This window comes from Aminipila luticellarii, from assembly GCF_004103735.1.
In the GTDB taxonomy this organism is placed as follows: Bacteria; Bacillota; Clostridia; order Peptostreptococcales; family Anaerovoracaceae; genus Aminipila; species Aminipila luticellarii.
Genome location: NZ_CP035281.1, coordinates 2,415,014 through 2,430,016 on the forward strand (window position 1 = coordinate 2,415,014; position 15,003 = coordinate 2,430,016).

22 protein-coding genes and 1 tRNA gene are annotated in these 15,003 nt (G+C 48.0%); all 23 read right to left on the reverse strand.

All coding sequences use genetic code 11. The features are described from left to right. Nucleotide 1 precedes the first annotated feature (1 nt). The 23 genes from EQM06_RS11260 to eutM all read right to left on the reverse strand — a co-directional run bounded on the left by EQM06_RS11260 (nucleotide 2) and on the right by eutM (nucleotide 14,986). Nucleotides 2-358: a SpoVG family protein gene (locus tag EQM06_RS11260; RefSeq protein ID WP_018214024.1), complete on the reverse strand. Its 357-nt coding sequence runs from the start codon at nucleotides 356-358 to the stop codon at nucleotides 2-4. Between the two features lie 34 nt (nucleotides 359-392). Next, entirely contained in the window at nucleotides 393-623 is a 231-nt protein-coding gene (locus tag EQM06_RS11265) for a DUF6133 family protein (protein WP_018214025.1), read from the reverse strand. A gap of 50 nt (nucleotides 624-673) precedes the next feature. After that, nucleotides 674-1,231 carry a YodL domain-containing protein gene (locus tag EQM06_RS11270; protein ID WP_018214026.1) on the reverse strand — a complete coding sequence of 186 codons (558 nt, stop codon included), beginning with the start codon at nucleotides 1,229-1,231 and terminating at the stop codon, nucleotides 674-676. A gap of 41 nt (nucleotides 1,232-1,272) precedes the next feature. Beyond that, a complete protein-coding gene (locus EQM06_RS11275) occupies nucleotides 1,273-1,812 on the reverse strand; it encodes a hypothetical protein (RefSeq protein WP_018214027.1) in 540 nt (179 codons plus the stop codon). A 68-nt stretch (nucleotides 1,813-1,880) separates the two neighbouring features. Further along, the gene (locus tag EQM06_RS11280) at nucleotides 1,881-2,711 is read right to left on the reverse strand and encodes a DNA adenine methylase (RefSeq protein ID WP_018214028.1); all 831 of its coding nucleotides are present in this window, start codon (nucleotides 2,709-2,711) and stop codon (nucleotides 1,881-1,883) included. 8 nt (nucleotides 2,712-2,719) lie between these two features. Beyond that, nucleotides 2,720-3,100: a hypothetical protein gene (locus tag EQM06_RS11285; protein WP_018214029.1), complete on the reverse strand. Its 381-nt coding sequence runs from the start codon at nucleotides 3,098-3,100 to the stop codon at nucleotides 2,720-2,722. Between the two features lie 188 nt (nucleotides 3,101-3,288). After that, entirely contained in the window at nucleotides 3,289-3,471 is a 183-nt protein-coding gene (locus EQM06_RS13190) for a hypothetical protein (protein ID WP_230974967.1), read from the reverse strand. A gap of 77 nt (nucleotides 3,472-3,548) precedes the next feature. Continuing rightward, complete coding sequence (locus EQM06_RS11295) at nucleotides 3,549-4,778, reverse strand: antirestriction protein ArdA (RefSeq protein ID WP_018214031.1); 1,230 nt, start codon at nucleotides 4,776-4,778, stop codon at nucleotides 3,549-3,551. Then, the gene (locus tag EQM06_RS11300) at nucleotides 4,771-5,151 is read right to left on the reverse strand and encodes an LPD28 domain-containing protein (RefSeq protein ID WP_018214032.1); all 381 of its coding nucleotides are present in this window, start codon (nucleotides 5,149-5,151) and stop codon (nucleotides 4,771-4,773) included. The genes EQM06_RS11295 and EQM06_RS11300 overlap by 8 nt, the downstream gene beginning before the upstream one ends. Nucleotides 5,152-5,911: 760 nt before the next feature. Beyond that, nucleotides 5,912-5,985: transfer RNA gene (locus EQM06_RS11310), tRNA-Gly, on the reverse strand. 129 nt (nucleotides 5,986-6,114) lie between these two features. After that, nucleotides 6,115-6,942: an ethanolamine utilization protein EutJ gene (gene eutJ, locus EQM06_RS11315; RefSeq protein ID WP_128746471.1), complete on the reverse strand. Its 828-nt coding sequence runs from the start codon at nucleotides 6,940-6,942 to the stop codon at nucleotides 6,115-6,117. Nucleotides 6,943-7,014: 72 nt separating this feature from the next. After that, nucleotides 7,015-7,284 carry a GNAT family N-acetyltransferase gene (locus EQM06_RS11320; protein ID WP_128746472.1) on the reverse strand — a complete coding sequence of 90 codons (270 nt, stop codon included), beginning with the start codon at nucleotides 7,282-7,284 and terminating at the stop codon, nucleotides 7,015-7,017. Between the two features lie 379 nt (nucleotides 7,285-7,663). Next, nucleotides 7,664-7,927, reverse strand: a complete 264-nt coding sequence (locus tag EQM06_RS11325; protein ID WP_128746473.1) for a GlsB/YeaQ/YmgE family stress response membrane protein — start codon at nucleotides 7,925-7,927, stop codon at nucleotides 7,664-7,666. A gap of 216 nt (nucleotides 7,928-8,143) precedes the next feature. Beyond that, nucleotides 8,144-8,593, reverse strand: coding sequence for a cupin domain-containing protein (locus tag EQM06_RS11330; protein WP_128746474.1), 450 nt, complete (start codon nucleotides 8,591-8,593; stop codon nucleotides 8,144-8,146). 30 nt (nucleotides 8,594-8,623) lie between these two features. Further along, a complete protein-coding gene (locus EQM06_RS11335) occupies nucleotides 8,624-9,868 on the reverse strand; it encodes an ethanolamine utilization protein EutH (protein ID WP_128746475.1) in 1,245 nt (414 codons plus the stop codon). 38 nt (nucleotides 9,869-9,906) lie between these two features. After that, nucleotides 9,907-10,446 (reverse strand): BMC domain-containing protein, encoded by a 540-nt coding sequence (locus EQM06_RS11340; protein ID WP_128746476.1) that lies wholly within the window; start codon nucleotides 10,444-10,446, stop codon nucleotides 9,907-9,909. A 4-nt stretch (nucleotides 10,447-10,450) separates the two neighbouring features. Further along, on the reverse strand, nucleotides 10,451-11,800 hold the full coding sequence (locus EQM06_RS11345; RefSeq protein WP_128746477.1) for a 4Fe-4S dicluster domain-containing protein: 1,350 nt from the start codon (nucleotides 11,798-11,800) through the stop codon (nucleotides 10,451-10,453). Between the two features lie 23 nt (nucleotides 11,801-11,823). Beyond that, a complete protein-coding gene (locus tag EQM06_RS11350; protein WP_128746478.1) occupies nucleotides 11,824-12,105 on the reverse strand; it encodes a EutN/CcmL family microcompartment protein in 282 nt (93 codons plus the stop codon). A gap of 53 nt (nucleotides 12,106-12,158) precedes the next feature. Next, nucleotides 12,159-12,902, reverse strand: coding sequence for a hypothetical protein (locus EQM06_RS11355; RefSeq protein ID WP_128746479.1), 744 nt, complete (start codon nucleotides 12,900-12,902; stop codon nucleotides 12,159-12,161). A 59-nt stretch (nucleotides 12,903-12,961) separates the two neighbouring features. Next, entirely contained in the window at nucleotides 12,962-13,570 is a 609-nt protein-coding gene (gene pduL, locus EQM06_RS11360; RefSeq protein ID WP_128746480.1) for a phosphate propanoyltransferase, read from the reverse strand. Between the two features lie 14 nt (nucleotides 13,571-13,584). Continuing rightward, nucleotides 13,585-14,373, reverse strand: coding sequence for an ATP-binding protein (locus EQM06_RS11365; protein WP_128746481.1), 789 nt, complete (start codon nucleotides 14,371-14,373; stop codon nucleotides 13,585-13,587). A gap of 34 nt (nucleotides 14,374-14,407) precedes the next feature. After that, a complete protein-coding gene (locus EQM06_RS11370) occupies nucleotides 14,408-14,692 on the reverse strand; it encodes a BMC domain-containing protein (protein WP_128746482.1) in 285 nt (94 codons plus the stop codon). 12 nt (nucleotides 14,693-14,704) lie between these two features. Beyond that, nucleotides 14,705-14,986, reverse strand: coding sequence for an ethanolamine utilization microcompartment protein EutM (gene eutM / locus EQM06_RS11375; RefSeq protein WP_128746483.1), 282 nt, complete (start codon nucleotides 14,984-14,986; stop codon nucleotides 14,705-14,707). Nucleotides 14,987-15,003: the final 17 nt, after the last annotated feature.

Consider the following 15,003-nt stretch of genomic DNA (forward strand, 5'->3'; position numbering starts at 1 on the left):
CCTACATTCCGCCCATGACGGGCTGACCTTGCTCCTGCTGGGCGGAGGATTCCTGTTTCTGCGCGGCGGTCTGCCCCTGGGTCAGCGTCTGCTGATAAGCGCCGAGGACCGCCTTGTCAAACTCTGCCTTGGCCTCCTTGGTGCAGGGAAAGCAGATATCCTTGTACTCGCCGTTTCCGGCCTTATAGCTTGGCATGGAGATAAACAGCCCTTTAGAGCCCTCCATAATTTTGATGCCCCGCACGGCAAAATCGCCGTAGACATTGACCGAGGCGGTGGCCTTGCAGCTGCCCTCCGGACGGATGGAGTGGATTTTCACATCGTACTTGGGTGCGGCCGGTGTCGTGTTCTTAGGCATGGTTTTTTCCTCCTTCACAAGATTTCCGGCACAGTTAACCGGCGTAGTTGAACATCTCCTTGATGCGCTCGGTCAGGGTGGGGAGCACCGTTTCCCCGAACAGGGCATACAGCCCCGCGAGGAGCAAAGCGCCCAAAACCACTGCAATCAGGATTTTGATCGCGGTGTCAATGTAGCCGTCCCCGGCATTCCCTGCGAGAATGGAGCGGCTTTTCACAGCAGCCGCACCGAGCTTGTTCTTCAGCTTGCAAAATAGACTTTTCATTTTGGCCTCCTTCATAAAATGAGGGCATGAAAAAAACAGCTTCTGGCTGTCTACATGCTCATGCCCATGGTTTGGGTTTGCTCCGGTTCCCCGAAGCTGATTTGTTGAAATCCGAAGCGGTCACAGTAGTGGAATTCGCTGCCCTCTGCGTCATACAGCTCCACCACATCGGACATGGACAGGGAGTGTCCGTCATAGCCAGGCGGGTGATTCACGTTGCACCTTGTGTAGATGGCTTCGAGATCGTTGGTGTCAAGCTGCCCGTCATAGGCGACCCGGTAATGCTCCCGGGACGGCTCTCCAAACTGCCGCACCGTTTCCTCATAAGAGATAAACTTCCTATACACATCCGTTTCCGGCTTCAGCTGCCAGACGCGCACATTTTTCAGCGGTGCGGCGGACTCATTCATGCCGCCCATTCGTTCCCCCGCGGCAAGCCGTTCCATCACGCCGTCCGTCCACTGCGGGGTCAGGCTGCGGCTTTTGAGCCATGCGGTCAGCTCGTCATTTTGAAAGATGCTGTCCACCACCGCTTTTTCTTTTTCTGTATATCCGGCCGGGTTTCCGTAGTAGGAAATGAGGCCGTTCTTCAGGGTGATTCCCGGCATATGCTCACCTCCCGGATTGTGTGTTGGGAATCCAAGACAGGTTAGTTGCCGTAGATGATGCTGTCCAGCATAATCAGCTCATCCAGCTCCGCAAGGCACACGCCGCTTTGGGCCAGCACGGCGAGAATACCGGGCGGCACATCGGTAATATCCTGCTGGATATCGGCCTCCACCACCGTGATTTCGCCGCTGTCCTCGTCCGTATAGGCTTCCAGCTTGGCGTCGGCGGGGATACCCGCTTCCTCCAGCAGATAGCCGGGGATGCGGACAGTCTGGCTTTCATCCAGCAGATCATGGCAGAGAGAGCAAGCGGAAACGCATCCGGCAGGGCAGTCATCTGCGCAGCCCTCGCCGCAGTTGTCGCACAGTCCGCAGGCGGAGGCGAGAACGACGGTCAGATCGGCGGCAAGGGCGCTGAGACTCTGGATGGCGTTCGCCACCTCCAGCGCCGTCATTTTGTCCTTCATAAATACAAGGGCGTTCTGTCCGGCATGAAGCTCCAGCGTATCCTTATCGGTGAAGCCGGACCGTTCACAGGCATCGGCCGGTAGGCCGATTTGGGGCATTTGATTCTTTTTCATAAAAAAGGGTTCCTCCAATCAAGTATTAATTTTGTTTTTCACGCAAGGCTGTGCCAAGGGCGCTTTTTCTACTCCATGAAGCCTCCTTCCCCAAACAGATTCAGCTGTGATGGGGCGTTTTTCTCACGCTCATGCAGATCGTAGTTGGCAATGAGGATTTCAGGAAACTGCGCCCCATTGTCATAACGCTGCTTGATGTTGTTAATGCGGGTAAAGGCTTCCGTCTGGATGCCCGGTGCGTCATAGAGGCTGCGGATAAATTCACAGTCGTTGTAGGACAGCAGAAATTTGCCGCCGATCTGCAGCAGGGCATCCCGCAGGCGGATATGGTCTTTTTCCGTGAAGCCGTCCTCGCCCACGTTTTTGTAATAGCTTTCGGTTTCAAAATACGGCGGGTCGCAGTAGAAAAAGCTGACAGGGCGGTCATACTGCCCGATGAGCTTCTCAAAGTCCTTGTTTTCGATGACCACCTTGGCAAGCCGCCGGTGGGCTTGCTCGATGAGAGGGAAATTGCTGCGGATATCATGGGGCTGGCTACCGTAGCTGGTTAGCCCCGACGCATAGCTGTAGCGGATAAGCTGGTAAACCCACGCCGCTTTTTGCACATCCGATGCGGGAGAATCGCGGGCGAGGGCGTTTTTCACAAGCTCGAAATCCGCGCGGGAGTTGAGGCAGTAGGCAAGCGCCGCCATTAGCTCCTGCGGCTTCTCCCGCACACAGCGGTAGAGGTTCACCAGCAGACCGTTGAAGTCATTGTAGACCTCAAAATCGTTGCCGGGCAGCTTGTGGAAAAGCACCCAGCCGCCTCCGCCGAACACCTCAATGTACCGCTCATAATAGAGGGGAAACAGGGTGACAATCAGCTCACGCAAGGATTTCTTGCCGCCGATCCAGGACATGAAGCTGTTCAGGAGTCATCACCTCCTTCCAGCGGCAGACGTATCTGCGTATCGTCAAAGGCTGCAAGGGAACGCCGAAGGCCGGTGATGGCAGCACTGATTCCGCTGATGCGGTTTCTCATATGCCGGATGGTCAGGCGTACCTCGGCTTCGGTTTTCGCGTAAAAGTACCCGTTCTGGTCGCTGGCAATGGGAACACCCTCCCGGCGCAGGGCATTGACCTGATCCCGCAGCTCCTTGCCGGAAACGTGGAAGGTACATTCCAGCTCACGGCTGATGACCGCGTTTTCCGCACCGCGGTGATACCGGCGCAGATGCTCTGCAAGCTGTTCTTTCTGCATGGGTCCTCCTTTCCGGCCGTTTCCCCAGAAAGGCAAAAAAGGGCGCAAAAAAACAGGGCCGCCTCCTGTTGGGGAAACGGCCCTGTTTTAATGTGGGGTCTAAAAAAGCGCAGGCGTCTCTGCCTGCGCTACTTGATTACGCCAAGCTCTCTTAACACTGCCACGCAGTCCTTGGCGCCCTGAATGTACAGATGCTTTTGAAACGTTACCTCTAAATCCGAATTTTGACTCAGATACTACTCAATTCTGTCTTTTATACCTTGACTGATTTCAAAGCTGTTCTGGATGCTGTCACTGAGCGAAATTAGTTCCTGTGCCAGTTTCTCCGCCTGAGGGTCTGATTCACGCAGGGCGGAATATACAAGCTGAAACCGCTCCGCCAGAGCCATATCCAGCAAGTCCATGAGCTTCTCGTCCATCTTCTTCGCCTCCCTTCAGCACAACACAATGCCACAGCTTCATGAGAATAGCTATACCAAAACCCAACAAAGATTTGCTATTTCATTTCCATGCCAAGACTCTGTCCGGGGCGGTTGAGGCATTGGTCCACCGTCATGCCGTTCTGCGGCTCCAGCAGCCCGTATTCGGTTTCGGCAGTGGCACGCTGCTCCAAAAGATACCGCCCGTAGTTATCCAGATTACAGAACAGGCTCAGTCCGTTATCACCTGCCAAAGAAAGCATTCGCTGGATTTCCACTTTTGCGTACTCAGCGGGAGAGGCAGTATCAGTCAAAAGCTCAAATTCCTCTGTCATAAACGCAAGGTCAAGGGCTTCTTCCAAAGATATATCACCGGGAGCTTCCGCCAGCATTGCCTTGTAGGTCAGCAGATGGTTGTCCGTTTCAAGCTGCCGGAGCTGCTCTGCCAGCTCATTCACCAGCCCATAGCAGTCGCCCTCAGATGCATACAGAACGTCGCTGATTTTTTCAGTGAGGCTTGGCGCCATGCAGTCCTCCGCCGAAAATGCACATTCCTCCGGGGAGGCGGCTCCGACAGCATCAACCGCCTGCAAAAGCGCCGCATCCCCGGCAGGGAGCTTGAGGAAGACAACCGTTTCGTTGTCATAGGCGGGATCATTAAAATGCCCCTTGGTTACTTGGAGAAGCACGGCATAATCCGGCTTGTCAAGGGTTCTGGTATCGACGCTGTGGTATTCGGAGGCAATCTCGCCGTTCTGCACTACATAGCCATGGGGCGTGAACACGCCGCCCTCACCCTCGCGCATCTCTCTGCCGATTTTGGCGAAGTCCAGATATTCGTAGACTTCATCCGATACCCTTTCCAGTGCCGGTACAAAATCATTATCCGCATAAAATTTGCCGAGAGACGGATCGTCATGAGCTTCATAGGCAATCTGGCAATGCTCGGTGCTGTGTGTCATATTGATGAGCCGCTCCACTGATATGGGAGCGTATTGAGTCTGAACGGCATCCATCATCACCATGCCCTCGAAGCAGTCCAGTTCCCATGCACTTAGGGAAGACAGCCGCTGGGCGAGGTGATTCAGCTCATACAGATTGATATCGGGGGCGATAAATTGCGGCAGATAGTCCAGCTTGCAGCTTAAAACCTCCGCGGAATAGACGGTATCTCCGGTAATTCTTGCTTTTTCCAACGCATCCGCCAGCTCATAGGGTGTGGCGGGGAGTGCGATTTGTGCCGACGGATTTGCACCGGAAGGGTTCCACCGGCTGAGTTCTACTTCAAAGATTTTTCCTTTATCCAAGTGTCATTCCTCCCATCTTCACGCCTGACTCATCTGGATTGGATAATTCGGATGCGAGAGTGATTTTGTGCTCATCACAGAAGTCTGCGAGAGTCAGGGACTCACCGAGGAAATTGATGTTGTCCCGCAGCCTGCGGAAACCCTCCTTGGAGATAGTGACCGGCTCCGGTGTCAAAACGGCTCCGGCGTGGTTAACGGTAACCTTATTTTCTATGCTCACCGGCCTGCCTGGATCATAGTCGGAGCCGCGCAAATCGTAGCAGTAAAAGCCCACCGGCACCGTGGTTCGGTCGATGCGGGAATTGGTGAAAAGTGCTGGCTTTCCAAACAATTCTATGTGTTCATATTCTTCTTTTCTGGCGTTAACGCTCATTTGAATACCTCCCTGTAAATATTGGTTTGTGATTACACAAAAACAGCTCCGTCGCACCACTTTTTCATGGCGTTATACAGCAGCAGTACCTTGATTTGATCGGATACCTCTTTGTTAAATCAGTTTCCATGTTTCATCTTGCACCTTCCTTGCGTTTTGCAGTTTTTTGCATATCCGTTCTAAGGCAATCTCCCTCAGCGCTGTAGCAGATGAAGCCGTGGGACGGGTATGGGCAGCCGCCACAGCTTTGAAATGGACCGCATGGCCGTTCAGCCGGGGGTATTCTACCTACAGTGGAGAGATTGTTTGAATCGTAGCAGGCGGTTTGTTTATTTCTTTTATAGTGTACCAGCATGACCTTTCCTTTCCAGAAAACAAAAAAGCCGGAGAATAAAAGTGCATTCCTGCACTCCGATTCTCCGGCCTTCTAATGCTTTCAAATTTAATGTGATTTTGGTGTATATATAAAAAAAGGGCGCTAACTTTATCGGCTTTCATTCAGCCTTAAAAATCGGAGCCCTTTTTGATTTCAGCTTGTTCATCTGATTGTATTTTGAGTGGCGCCCTTTTTCATTTCGCTCTGTACTAAAAAGGGCGCTGCTCATGAATGTTTTTACTTGTAGGTTTGAGTCCTGTCAGAGTGAAGCTTTTACCCCAATAAATCTACGAAAAAAGAGCTTCCACTTTTCATCGTGGAAGCTCTTGAAAGGCTTGGATTTACTGGCTTTGTAAGCAATAAATCTTTTTTACCTTTTGTTTTTGGAGCAGGCAGCGAGAATCGAACTCGCAACCTCAGCTTGGGAAGCTGATATTTTGCCACTAAACTATGCCTGCATAAATAATTGGATTACAACTATACGCTTTAGTGTACTGTAATCCAATTATACTCTTCCTTATCCCATCTGTAAATACCAGAAAAAATTTTAATAGATGTTATTTTCCATTACAAATAATCCAGAGCTTCTATTCTCCTGCCACGCAGTTCATGGCTATTCCGGCAGGAGTCACTAAGAATGGATTGTCCGGTTTAATCGTCTTCATTCCGGTTTCCTTTTCAAAGATTTTTTCGATTCCTGTCAGACAGCAGGTTCCGCCGCAGAGATAAATCGTGTCCACTTCCTTTGGATCTACGTATTTCTTTACAATAGAAGCCATTTTTTCCACAACCGCTTTTACTACCGGAAGAATTTCCTTATGCTTGCTGTAATCCTGCTTCATGATTTCCGCTTCTGCAAAAGATATATGGTAATTCCCAGCCAGAACCAACGACACATGCGTACCGCCTGTAGGCTCGTCCTCGATCTGCACCACTTTTTGGTCTTTCAAGATGGCCAGTCCCGTAGTTCCGCCGCCGATATCCACTACTACACCATTTTCAATCTGATATATGGAGTTGGCCGCCGTTGGTTCATCCAAAATATTCGTCACTTCAAATCCGGCACCTTCTGCCACATACGAGTGAGTTTTTACACTGGAATCGGTTCCGGCAGGCATGGCAATAGCACAGTTTATCAGTTCCCGGCCGTTTAAACGTTGTTCTAATTTCTCTTTTAATTCTCTTACGATTGCCAGTGCTCCCGTATAGTCGACCACTATACCGTCTCTGAGTACGGATGCGGCCCTCTTCTCACAGGCAATGGGATTATCCTCTTCATCCAGCACCACCAGCACAATGTACGCCGTTCCCAAATCAAGCCCGACCTTCAACTTGCTTCCCACAGGCTTAAATGTCACCTCCTCTGATTCTTCTACCCTCTTCATGTAATCATTTACTCTTTTTAAATCCATCATCTCTTTTATTGCCTTTCGTCCTGTTCTTATACTTCCTGTTTACCGAAAATCCCTTGTTCCTTTTTCTATATCCTAGCATTTACAAGAGCTTTGATCATGCTTTTCTGCCCATTTAACCGCATAGGAACATGTAAATTTAGGAGTTCTACCTTCCATTTTTATCTGCTCTACGGCCATCTCAACCAGCTTGGATGCAATGCCCTTCCCTTTTAGCGAATCATCCACAAAGGTGCGGGTAATGTTCGCGATACCGCCCGGTTCTGAAGGGAAAAGTATTTCCGCCAATACTTTTCCGTTTTGATCTTCATGATAGATTCTAGCCGATTCGTGTTTAAAAATCATTTTGTCACCCTATATGTGTACTTATACTTAAAGTACAGCATCCTTCCTTTCTCCCTGTTATTATCCATTATGTACAAAGTCTTAAGTCTTTAAACTTTTTAATCGCTGCGTTCATTATACCACACAAGCTACGTCGCCGTGTGATGCAATGATTCTTTCCCTGCGGCAAAGCCGACTTCAATCAATAGAATCATTATACCATGCAAGCATGTCGCAGCATGATTCAATGAACGCTTCCTTACGGCAACGCCGATTTTAATCGCTGCGTTCATTATACCATAACTTCCCTTTTGTTCCCAGCAAAATAATCACACAAGAAAGGAACCATCGCGGTTTTTTTCGCAATGGCTCCATTTTCTTACAGTGAATCAAATATCTTCTAACTGTAGCTTTCTTTTCTTTTAAATGCATTAACAATCCATAATAATAAGATCGCTCCGACACACGCTACCACAAAGCTCCATAAATTAAACCCTGTGATACCGACTCCGCCAACTAAATTCATAATCAGTCCGCCAAGGAACCCTCCGATTATACCAACGGTAATATTCATAAAGGCTCCCATTTCTTTATTATTGCCCGTGATCATACTCGCAATCCATCCTGCAAGTGCACCTATGACAATCCAACCTATAATGCCCATATTATCACCTCCTTCTAGTATTAGTATTTACAAGAAAAGGATTCTCATACATTATGGCCTGAGCCTATTGCTTTGCATGCTTTTAACGAATCAAAGTACTGTGATAAAAAAATTAAAATTAAAAGGAGCTGCTCCAAAACAGTATGGTATATGCACATACGACTGTTATGGATCAGCCCCTAAAGGCTTAACGCCTATATGAAAGGAGTTTTCTTGCTATGCTAATTCCTGCCAGTTTGCCGGATATACGAAATACGCATATCGAGTGCTGTTAGGAGTACTGAAATGAATATGGCTTCCTTTCGGAATCAGGATAATATCCCCCTTATTTCCTCGAATCACATTTCCTCCGTCGATTTTGATGTCTAAAGTACCGTCGATGACATAATCAAATTCATCGTACGTCAGCGTCCACTCAAAATCTGCACTGTCAACCAGTTCCATAATGCCGGCGCCCATTCTCGGAGCCTCCTGCAACGTAACGATGTCCTTTAGTTTTACATCTTCTCTGCCTTCAAAGGCTTCTGTCTTTACTGTATCTCCACGAACTACCAGAATACCGCTGGTTTTGTCTGTTTCTTTCACAAAATCCTCACCGGCCTGAGTTCTCATTTGATTAAGCAGTTCTTTTACAATAGCTTTTACCAAATCTTCACTAATATTCATAATCCTTCTCCTATCCTATGTTTTAATGTACTATTCTGCCTCAACAGCTGTCTCATCGTCACTTGTTACTTCAATCTTGCTTAAAAGTTTTGGTGCCAGCACATTGGCTAAGATCAATGCGGTAATACCGGCTACCAGCTTACCAACAACTACCGGGAAAATCATTTCAGGGTTATTACCTGCGGTAAATCCAAGGTGATCCCCGAAAACAAATGCAGCAGATACGGCAAAGGCAACGTTCAAAAGCTTCGCTTTTGGATTCATTTCACCCATGATGTTGAACATGGCGATATTATTCGCCAGAGTAGCCACCATACCGGCAGAACCCTTGTCGTTCATACCAAGAAGTCCGCCGACTTTTTCCAAGGTTCCTCCGAAGGTCTTTGTGATCCACTTTACCATCGGGAACGCACCGACCAATACGCACGCGATCTGTCCGCATACCAGCAGACCGGATTCTAATCCAATCACTCCGCCGTTCTTATCCGGGTCGACCATAATGTCGAATAATGGGAATCGAATTCCTGTTTCATATTGGAAGATCGCAATCGCGGTAAATATAGTGATAATAACTGTAACGGCCGTACCAAACTTGTTGAACCCATTAATCATACTTGCCGGCTTGAACCAAAGACCAAGTACGATCAGACCTGCTACGACAATAACCGGAATCAAGTTGATCAAAATAGTAATCAAACTGATTTTATATGGAGTCATATTCATGACCAGACCACCGGCAATACAACCGATTGGAATCGTGATAAGACCTGCCAGAATACCTGCTGCCAAATACGGTCTGTCTTTCTTATTGATGATGGAAAGAGCTACCGGAATGGTAAATACAATGGTAGGTCCCATCATCGACCCTAAGATCAATCCTGCAAAATTACCTAAGGTATCGTTCTCCGCCAACTGCATCGCCAGCGGATATCCGCCCATATCACAAGCCAGCAAAGTGGTTGCAAACATAGATGGATCGGCTCCTACCAACGTATAAATCGGCGAAATAATCGGTCTTAATAAAATAGATAATACCGGTGCTGCTGCCACAACGCCAGCCATTGCAATAGCCAGAGGTCCCATGGCAAGAAATCCTTCATCAAATTGTTCTCCATATCCAAGCTTGTTTCCGCGAATTTTATCAATAGCACCTACTAACATGAAAATGGTCATAATCGTTACAATAACTGAATTGACTGTTAGGTTTCCAACGTATGCCTGCAAACTTTCCGTAAGCACCGATACATCGAAAGCATTTATTAATTCATCAAACATATCTTTCCTCCTGTACCTGTATAGCTGTAACCCGCCTGCTACAGCAAGTTTTCCAATAATTTCGGGGATGGTCTCGGTATGACGGTGCTTCCCACCATCAACTCAGCTGTCTCCTGAGCAGCTGCAACGGCAGCCCGTACAGCACCCACATCACCAGTCAGCGTGACCACGCCCTTCCCTCCGATAGCCCAGCCCATACGCACTTCTATCAGCGTAATATTAGCCGCCTTTGCTGCCACATCCGCAGCGGTTATTGCCGAAGCTATGGAAAAAAACTCTAATACCCCAACGGCTCCTAATGTTTCAACAGGATTTGTCATATATATTGCCGGAATGACCTGGTCGTTGATATTGGGAATCAACAGCGTATCCACTGCATGCGGACCGCTCCGTTTCACGCCATCCTTCATAGATGCCTCTACCGCACCGGTTTCCCCTCCGACCACGATTATGTATTTTCCCGGACATACGGTGGTGGCCCGCAGCACATCTACCTGCGCCGCCTTAATCATATAATCCGCCACTTCTATTCCCTGAGCGATACTGTTCAGCTCAATCATACCTACTGCATTTGCCATAGTACTACTCCTTCTCTTTGTCAATGACAATCCGTTCACCATCCATCAAGGTTACTGTGCCCTTTATGCTGGCATGTACCGAAGCAGAGAGAGCATCCTCTTTTGCTCTTACGATCAGGTCTCCTTTTTCCACCAAATCCCCTATGGATACACAAGGAATTCCCGGTGCTCCAATATGCTGTTTCATCAGGAGTGAAACCTGATTAGGTGTGAGCGGAATGCATTTTTCAGCGTGTTCGTGATAATATTTCATTAAATCCAGCCGAGCCACTAATCGTTCAGTGGGTATCCTTCTATAGGGCAGATCCGCCGAAGCTTTCGGCGTCTTGTTGCGTTCCGGTTTAATGCCCCGAGCCGCTAATTGTGTTTTTACGAACACATTTACTTTACGGGGAGAAAGGCTCATTGGACAGGCGAACATTTCACATATTCCGCAGTCACAGCAGTTCGCTGCTTCTCCAAAAATTTCTTCATATTCACTGTCATCCGTTATCAGCTTTTCTCTGTACATATTTCTCATGACCATATTGGGACGAATTTTATGTCCGATCAGAAATCTCGGACACATATCAGTACACAGCTTGCACTGAATACAGGCACTTCTGGTCTGTGCAACAATCGAAGAAAGCGAAAGCTCTGCACATTTTACCAGATAATGGTCTTTGGGCAGCACAAGGATATTTCCGGTGGTTTTGGTTACCGTCAGATCCTGAATATCACTTCCTCTATATACTGTCCCCATCATCGGTCCGCCCACAATAATATCGTATTCTTCAAGCTGGGGACGGGCCTGATCAATGCATTCCTGCAAGGAGGTTCCTATGGGAACATACAGCATAATCGGCTCCGCTACTTCACCCACCACGGATAAATACTTATCCGTCACCGGTTTCCCCTGCATGGCCTCATACACATTCAGCATGGTTCCCACATTGCTGACCACTGATCCTACATCTAAGGGCAGACCTCTTTCCGGTACACTATGCCCGGTGACCAGCTGTACTAAAGTCTGCTCATCTCCGGCCGGATAAAAGGATTTCATTTTAACCAGTTCGAAAGAAGATCCGTTTTTATCTATCGCTCTCTGCAATGCCTCTATTTCCTTCTGATATTTGCTCTTCAAGGCAATCACCCTGCGTTCCGCACCGATGTGCTCCGCTACGGTTTCAGCTGCTTTCAAAATTTCATCAGGAAACGTCCTCATCAAATATTTATCGGTTTCAATCAAGGGTTCACATTCCGCTGCATTTATAATAAATACCTGCGCTTTGGCAGAAAGCTTTACATGGGTAGGAAATCCTGCACCGCCGGCACCAACGATCCCGGCATTTTTTACAGTCTCTATTATGTTCATTTTCTCACCTCGCCGCACGCTTTTTACAGCACGCTTTCATTAATTTCCTTATCATCTACAATTCCTACAATGGTAGCATCTACCGGTATGGTCGAATCTCCGACTGCGCTTCGTGCTGAGCTTCCCGAGACGAACAAAACAGTTTCCCCAACTCCTGCGCCAATGATGTCGGCAGCCACGATTGGATGTTGGTATTGGTCTTCATGTAAAAGGTCCACAGGCAAAAGAATCATGAGTTTCAGCCCTGCCAGGCTTTCATCTTTTCTCGTCGCCCATATATTTCCGATAACCTTTGCCACTTTCATATACTTTACCCTCTCTTCTACACAGCACTGCGCTTTCGGTGCCGGAATTCATATCAGTCGATTGCAAACGAAATGCCTTTTTGCTCCGCATATTCACGGGCTAAATCTGTGATGATCGTTTTCTTTGTGATAAAAACTTGCATCGCATGCTGTTCATAAGCAGCTCGGAGATCTCTTTCCGTAATAATCTTCTTCGTGAATTTTATCGAATTTCCAGTATACGCTCCGTATGCTTCCAGCTTTTCCTCCGGCTTCTCACAGCTCTTTCTTTCCGCTGTACCTTCGTTTTCAAGTATCATACTTTCCAGTTGGTCTCTGCTGCAAAATCGAATACCTGCGCTCTTTAAGAACTCGATTTTCTGCATCATCAACCCGTAATAGAGCTTGGGAGCAGTATTCCGGTATTGATAGATTTCCATTTCCTCATGGGGTATCAGGATTTGTTTTCCCATCAGGATCGCTTTGATCACCGTCTCGGTAAACGGCGTATCCCCGATACCCTCTGCGATCTTTCCTAAAGAAAGACTGCTGAAGCTTCCAAGCACAATCGTATCTATTTGTTGTAAGTCGCACGTATATTCACTGCTTCGTGTACAAACAACTTCAAATTTTGCTTTGACAGCTTCCTTTTCCAAAAGTTCATGGCAGGCTGTGCCATGGTCCTCTGTCAGAATCAGCAGCTTTGGTTTCTGACCTGATCCGCCGCCGCAGATCTCCGTTTGTGTGCTTTCTTCCAGTTCTGAAATTCTTTCCGCGACCTTTACAGCAATCTGCTCCACTAATTCTTTGAGCTCCATAGGCTTCCTCCTTTCTGCCCAGTCTTTTTTTCCTGACTCTTCTCAAAATCCATTTTCCGCTATTTTATAATGCGGCCTAAAGTAAAATCTTCACATCCTGCTGCATTAGATTCATCTGTATCAATATGTACTTTACAGCTGGATGCCTCGTCTACTCTAACAATGACCTCCTGCAATACAAGCGGTCTGTCCGTGATAACCTCCAATTTTACCTGCTGTCTGTCCTTTAAGCAAAGCTTCTCCGCCATGTCCGGCGTCATATGTATATGCGCTTTAGCCACGATGGCTCCTTCGGATAGAGCAACCACACCGTTTGGCCCTTTCAGCACCACAGCCCCGGAGTTTTCCAATTCTCCCGACAGCCGAACCGGTGCCGACATACCTAAACTCATACAGTCACTTCGGGACAGCTCCACTTGGGTTCGGCTTCTGACCGGACCCAAAACAGAAACCTTCTTTTCTCCTTTAGGCCCCACCACTGTAACCTTTTCCTCCGACAAATACTGTCCCGGCTGTGACAACGCTCTTTTAGGCGTCAATGTATGTCCTTTTCCAAACAGCTGCTCTAAATCTGCCTGACTTAAATGAACATGCCTTGCAGAGGTTTCAACCTGCAGAATACCATTTGCCATAATGGTGTCTTTCAATGCTTGAATCAGCTTATCCATTCTTCCATCTCCTTTTAATGATACTCTCCTGCCAGCCATTTGCACATCATAACATGAAGTGCGCTGGACAGCCGGTTCAATTCCTCGATAATATCCGTTCTGCTGCACTTACCGTTCTGATAGAAAGCGGTCGTGGCAGCCACCTCTACCTCTCGAATGGCAGCTCGGAGCTGATTCAGCATAGCATAGGACGTTCCCATGGTATAATTCGGCATCAGCATTTGCTTGATTCCAAAGAATTTCATCGGATCGTGAGAGCGGTCATGGAGCTCCCTGTTGGTCAGCCCGATGATCAATCCGCTCTCCAGCTCCTGATCCAATACGTCACATTTCATGATGTTCTGTAAGACCAAAAGAACACTGTTCAAGTCCTCGATTACCTTTGCGGAAGTACCGGATTCTGCCATTCGTGCCTGATCCAGAATAATCAGTGTCTGAATGGAATCCAGCTTTCCTCTGAAAAGAATTCTCGGATGGCACTTCGGCACCAGCAGATTTCCTGAAAGCTGGCACATGTGCTCCGGCTTTTCCATGTAGAAAGCCCCGGTTTCATAATCAACATATTTGGGTTTCCATGATTCTGCCGCATGATTGGACACTTCCGTACTTTCCGATGGGGTACTCTGTTTGTTTTCTGATGCCTGTACCTGCTGTATAGGGGGCTCTTTTACAATTTTAATTTTGCGTTGCTGTAAATATTCACGCCCTGCTGGAGATAAGAGAGTCTCCTCCGGTATGCAATAATATTCCGGCTGACTGTTTCTCAGTTCTTCCCGCAAAGCCGCTTCGGTTATGACCTTCAACGCTTTCACCTCCCGCCTTTATTTTAAATACAACTTACTTCTTTAAATCGGGAAGTATCTGCTCTACTTCTTCATGAGGTCTAGGAATAACGTGTACGGAGATCAATTCGCCCACACGCTCTGCCGCCGCCGCGCCTGCGTCTGTAGCAGCCTTTACCGCGCCTACATCTCCCTTTACCATAACGGTAACCAATCCGCCGCCTACATGTTCTTTGCCAATCAGAGTTACATTTGCTGCCTTTACCATGGCATCCGCCGCCTCTATGGAACCTACCAGTCCTTTTGTCTCAATCATACCTAATGCTTGTGTTGTCGTCATTTTATACCCTCCTTACTTTAACACGGGAAGTATCTGCTCTACTTCCTCGTGAGGTCTAGGAATAACATGCACGGAGATCAGCTCGCCTACACGCTCTGCCGCTGCCGCTCCTGCATCTGTAGCCGCTTTTACCGCGCCTACATCTCCCCGTACCATAACAGTAACCAGTCCGCCGCCTACGTGTTCTTTGCCAATCAGTGTTACATTTGCGGCTTTTACCATGGCATCTGCTGCCTCTATAGAGCCTACCAATCCTTTTGTTTCAATCATGCCTAACGCCTGCATTGCTAACATTTTAATTCCTCCTTATG

Coding starts and splice junctions, on each gene's coding strand:
- pduL (WP_128746480.1), bottom strand. CDS start 13,570: ATGGATAAGCTGATTCAAGCATTGAAAGACACCATTATGGCAAATGGT.
- eutJ (WP_128746471.1), bottom strand. CDS start 6,942: ATGATGGATTTAAAAAGAGTAAATGATTACATGAAGAGGGTAGAAGAA.
- eutM (WP_128746483.1), bottom strand. CDS start 14,986: ATGTTAGCAATGCAGGCGTTAGGCATGATTGAAACAAAAGGATTGGTA.
- EQM06_RS11300 (WP_018214032.1), bottom strand. CDS start 5,151: ATGAGCGTTAACGCCAGAAAAGAAGAATATGAACACATAGAATTGTTT.
- EQM06_RS11325 (WP_128746473.1), bottom strand. CDS start 7,927: ATGGGCATTATAGGTTGGATTGTCATAGGTGCACTTGCAGGATGGATT.
- EQM06_RS11340 (WP_128746476.1), bottom strand. CDS start 10,446: ATGGCAAATGCAGTAGGTATGATTGAGCTGAACAGTATCGCTCAGGGA.
- EQM06_RS13190 (WP_230974967.1), bottom strand. CDS start 3,471: ATGGACGAGAAGCTCATGGACTTGCTGGATATGGCTCTGGCGGAGCGG.
- EQM06_RS11355 (WP_128746479.1), bottom strand. CDS start 12,902: ATGGAGCTCAAAGAATTAGTGGAGCAGATTGCTGTAAAGGTCGCGGAA.
- EQM06_RS11370 (WP_128746482.1), bottom strand. CDS start 14,692: ATGACGACAACACAAGCATTAGGTATGATTGAGACAAAAGGACTGGTA.
- EQM06_RS11265 (WP_018214025.1), bottom strand. CDS start 623: ATGAAAAGTCTATTTTGCAAGCTGAAGAACAAGCTCGGTGCGGCTGCT.
- EQM06_RS11260 (WP_018214024.1), bottom strand. CDS start 358: ATGCCTAAGAACACGACACCGGCCGCACCCAAGTACGATGTGAAAATC.
- EQM06_RS11280 (WP_018214028.1), bottom strand. CDS start 2,711: ATGTCCTGGATCGGCGGCAAGAAATCCTTGCGTGAGCTGATTGTCACC.
- EQM06_RS11320 (WP_128746472.1), bottom strand. CDS start 7,284: ATGATTTTTAAACACGAATCGGCTAGAATCTATCATGAAGATCAAAAC.
- EQM06_RS11350 (WP_128746478.1), bottom strand. CDS start 12,105: ATGAAAGTGGCAAAGGTTATCGGAAATATATGGGCGACGAGAAAAGAT.
- EQM06_RS11275 (WP_018214027.1), bottom strand. CDS start 1,812: ATGAAAAAGAATCAAATGCCCCAAATCGGCCTACCGGCCGATGCCTGT.
- EQM06_RS11345 (WP_128746477.1), bottom strand. CDS start 11,800: ATGAACATAATAGAGACTGTAAAAAATGCCGGGATCGTTGGTGCCGGC.
- EQM06_RS11330 (WP_128746474.1), bottom strand. CDS start 8,593: ATGAATATTAGTGAAGATTTGGTAAAAGCTATTGTAAAAGAACTGCTT.
- EQM06_RS11335 (WP_128746475.1), bottom strand. CDS start 9,868: ATGTTTGATGAATTAATAAATGCTTTCGATGTATCGGTGCTTACGGAA.
- EQM06_RS11270 (WP_018214026.1), bottom strand. CDS start 1,231: ATGCCGGGAATCACCCTGAAGAACGGCCTCATTTCCTACTACGGAAAC.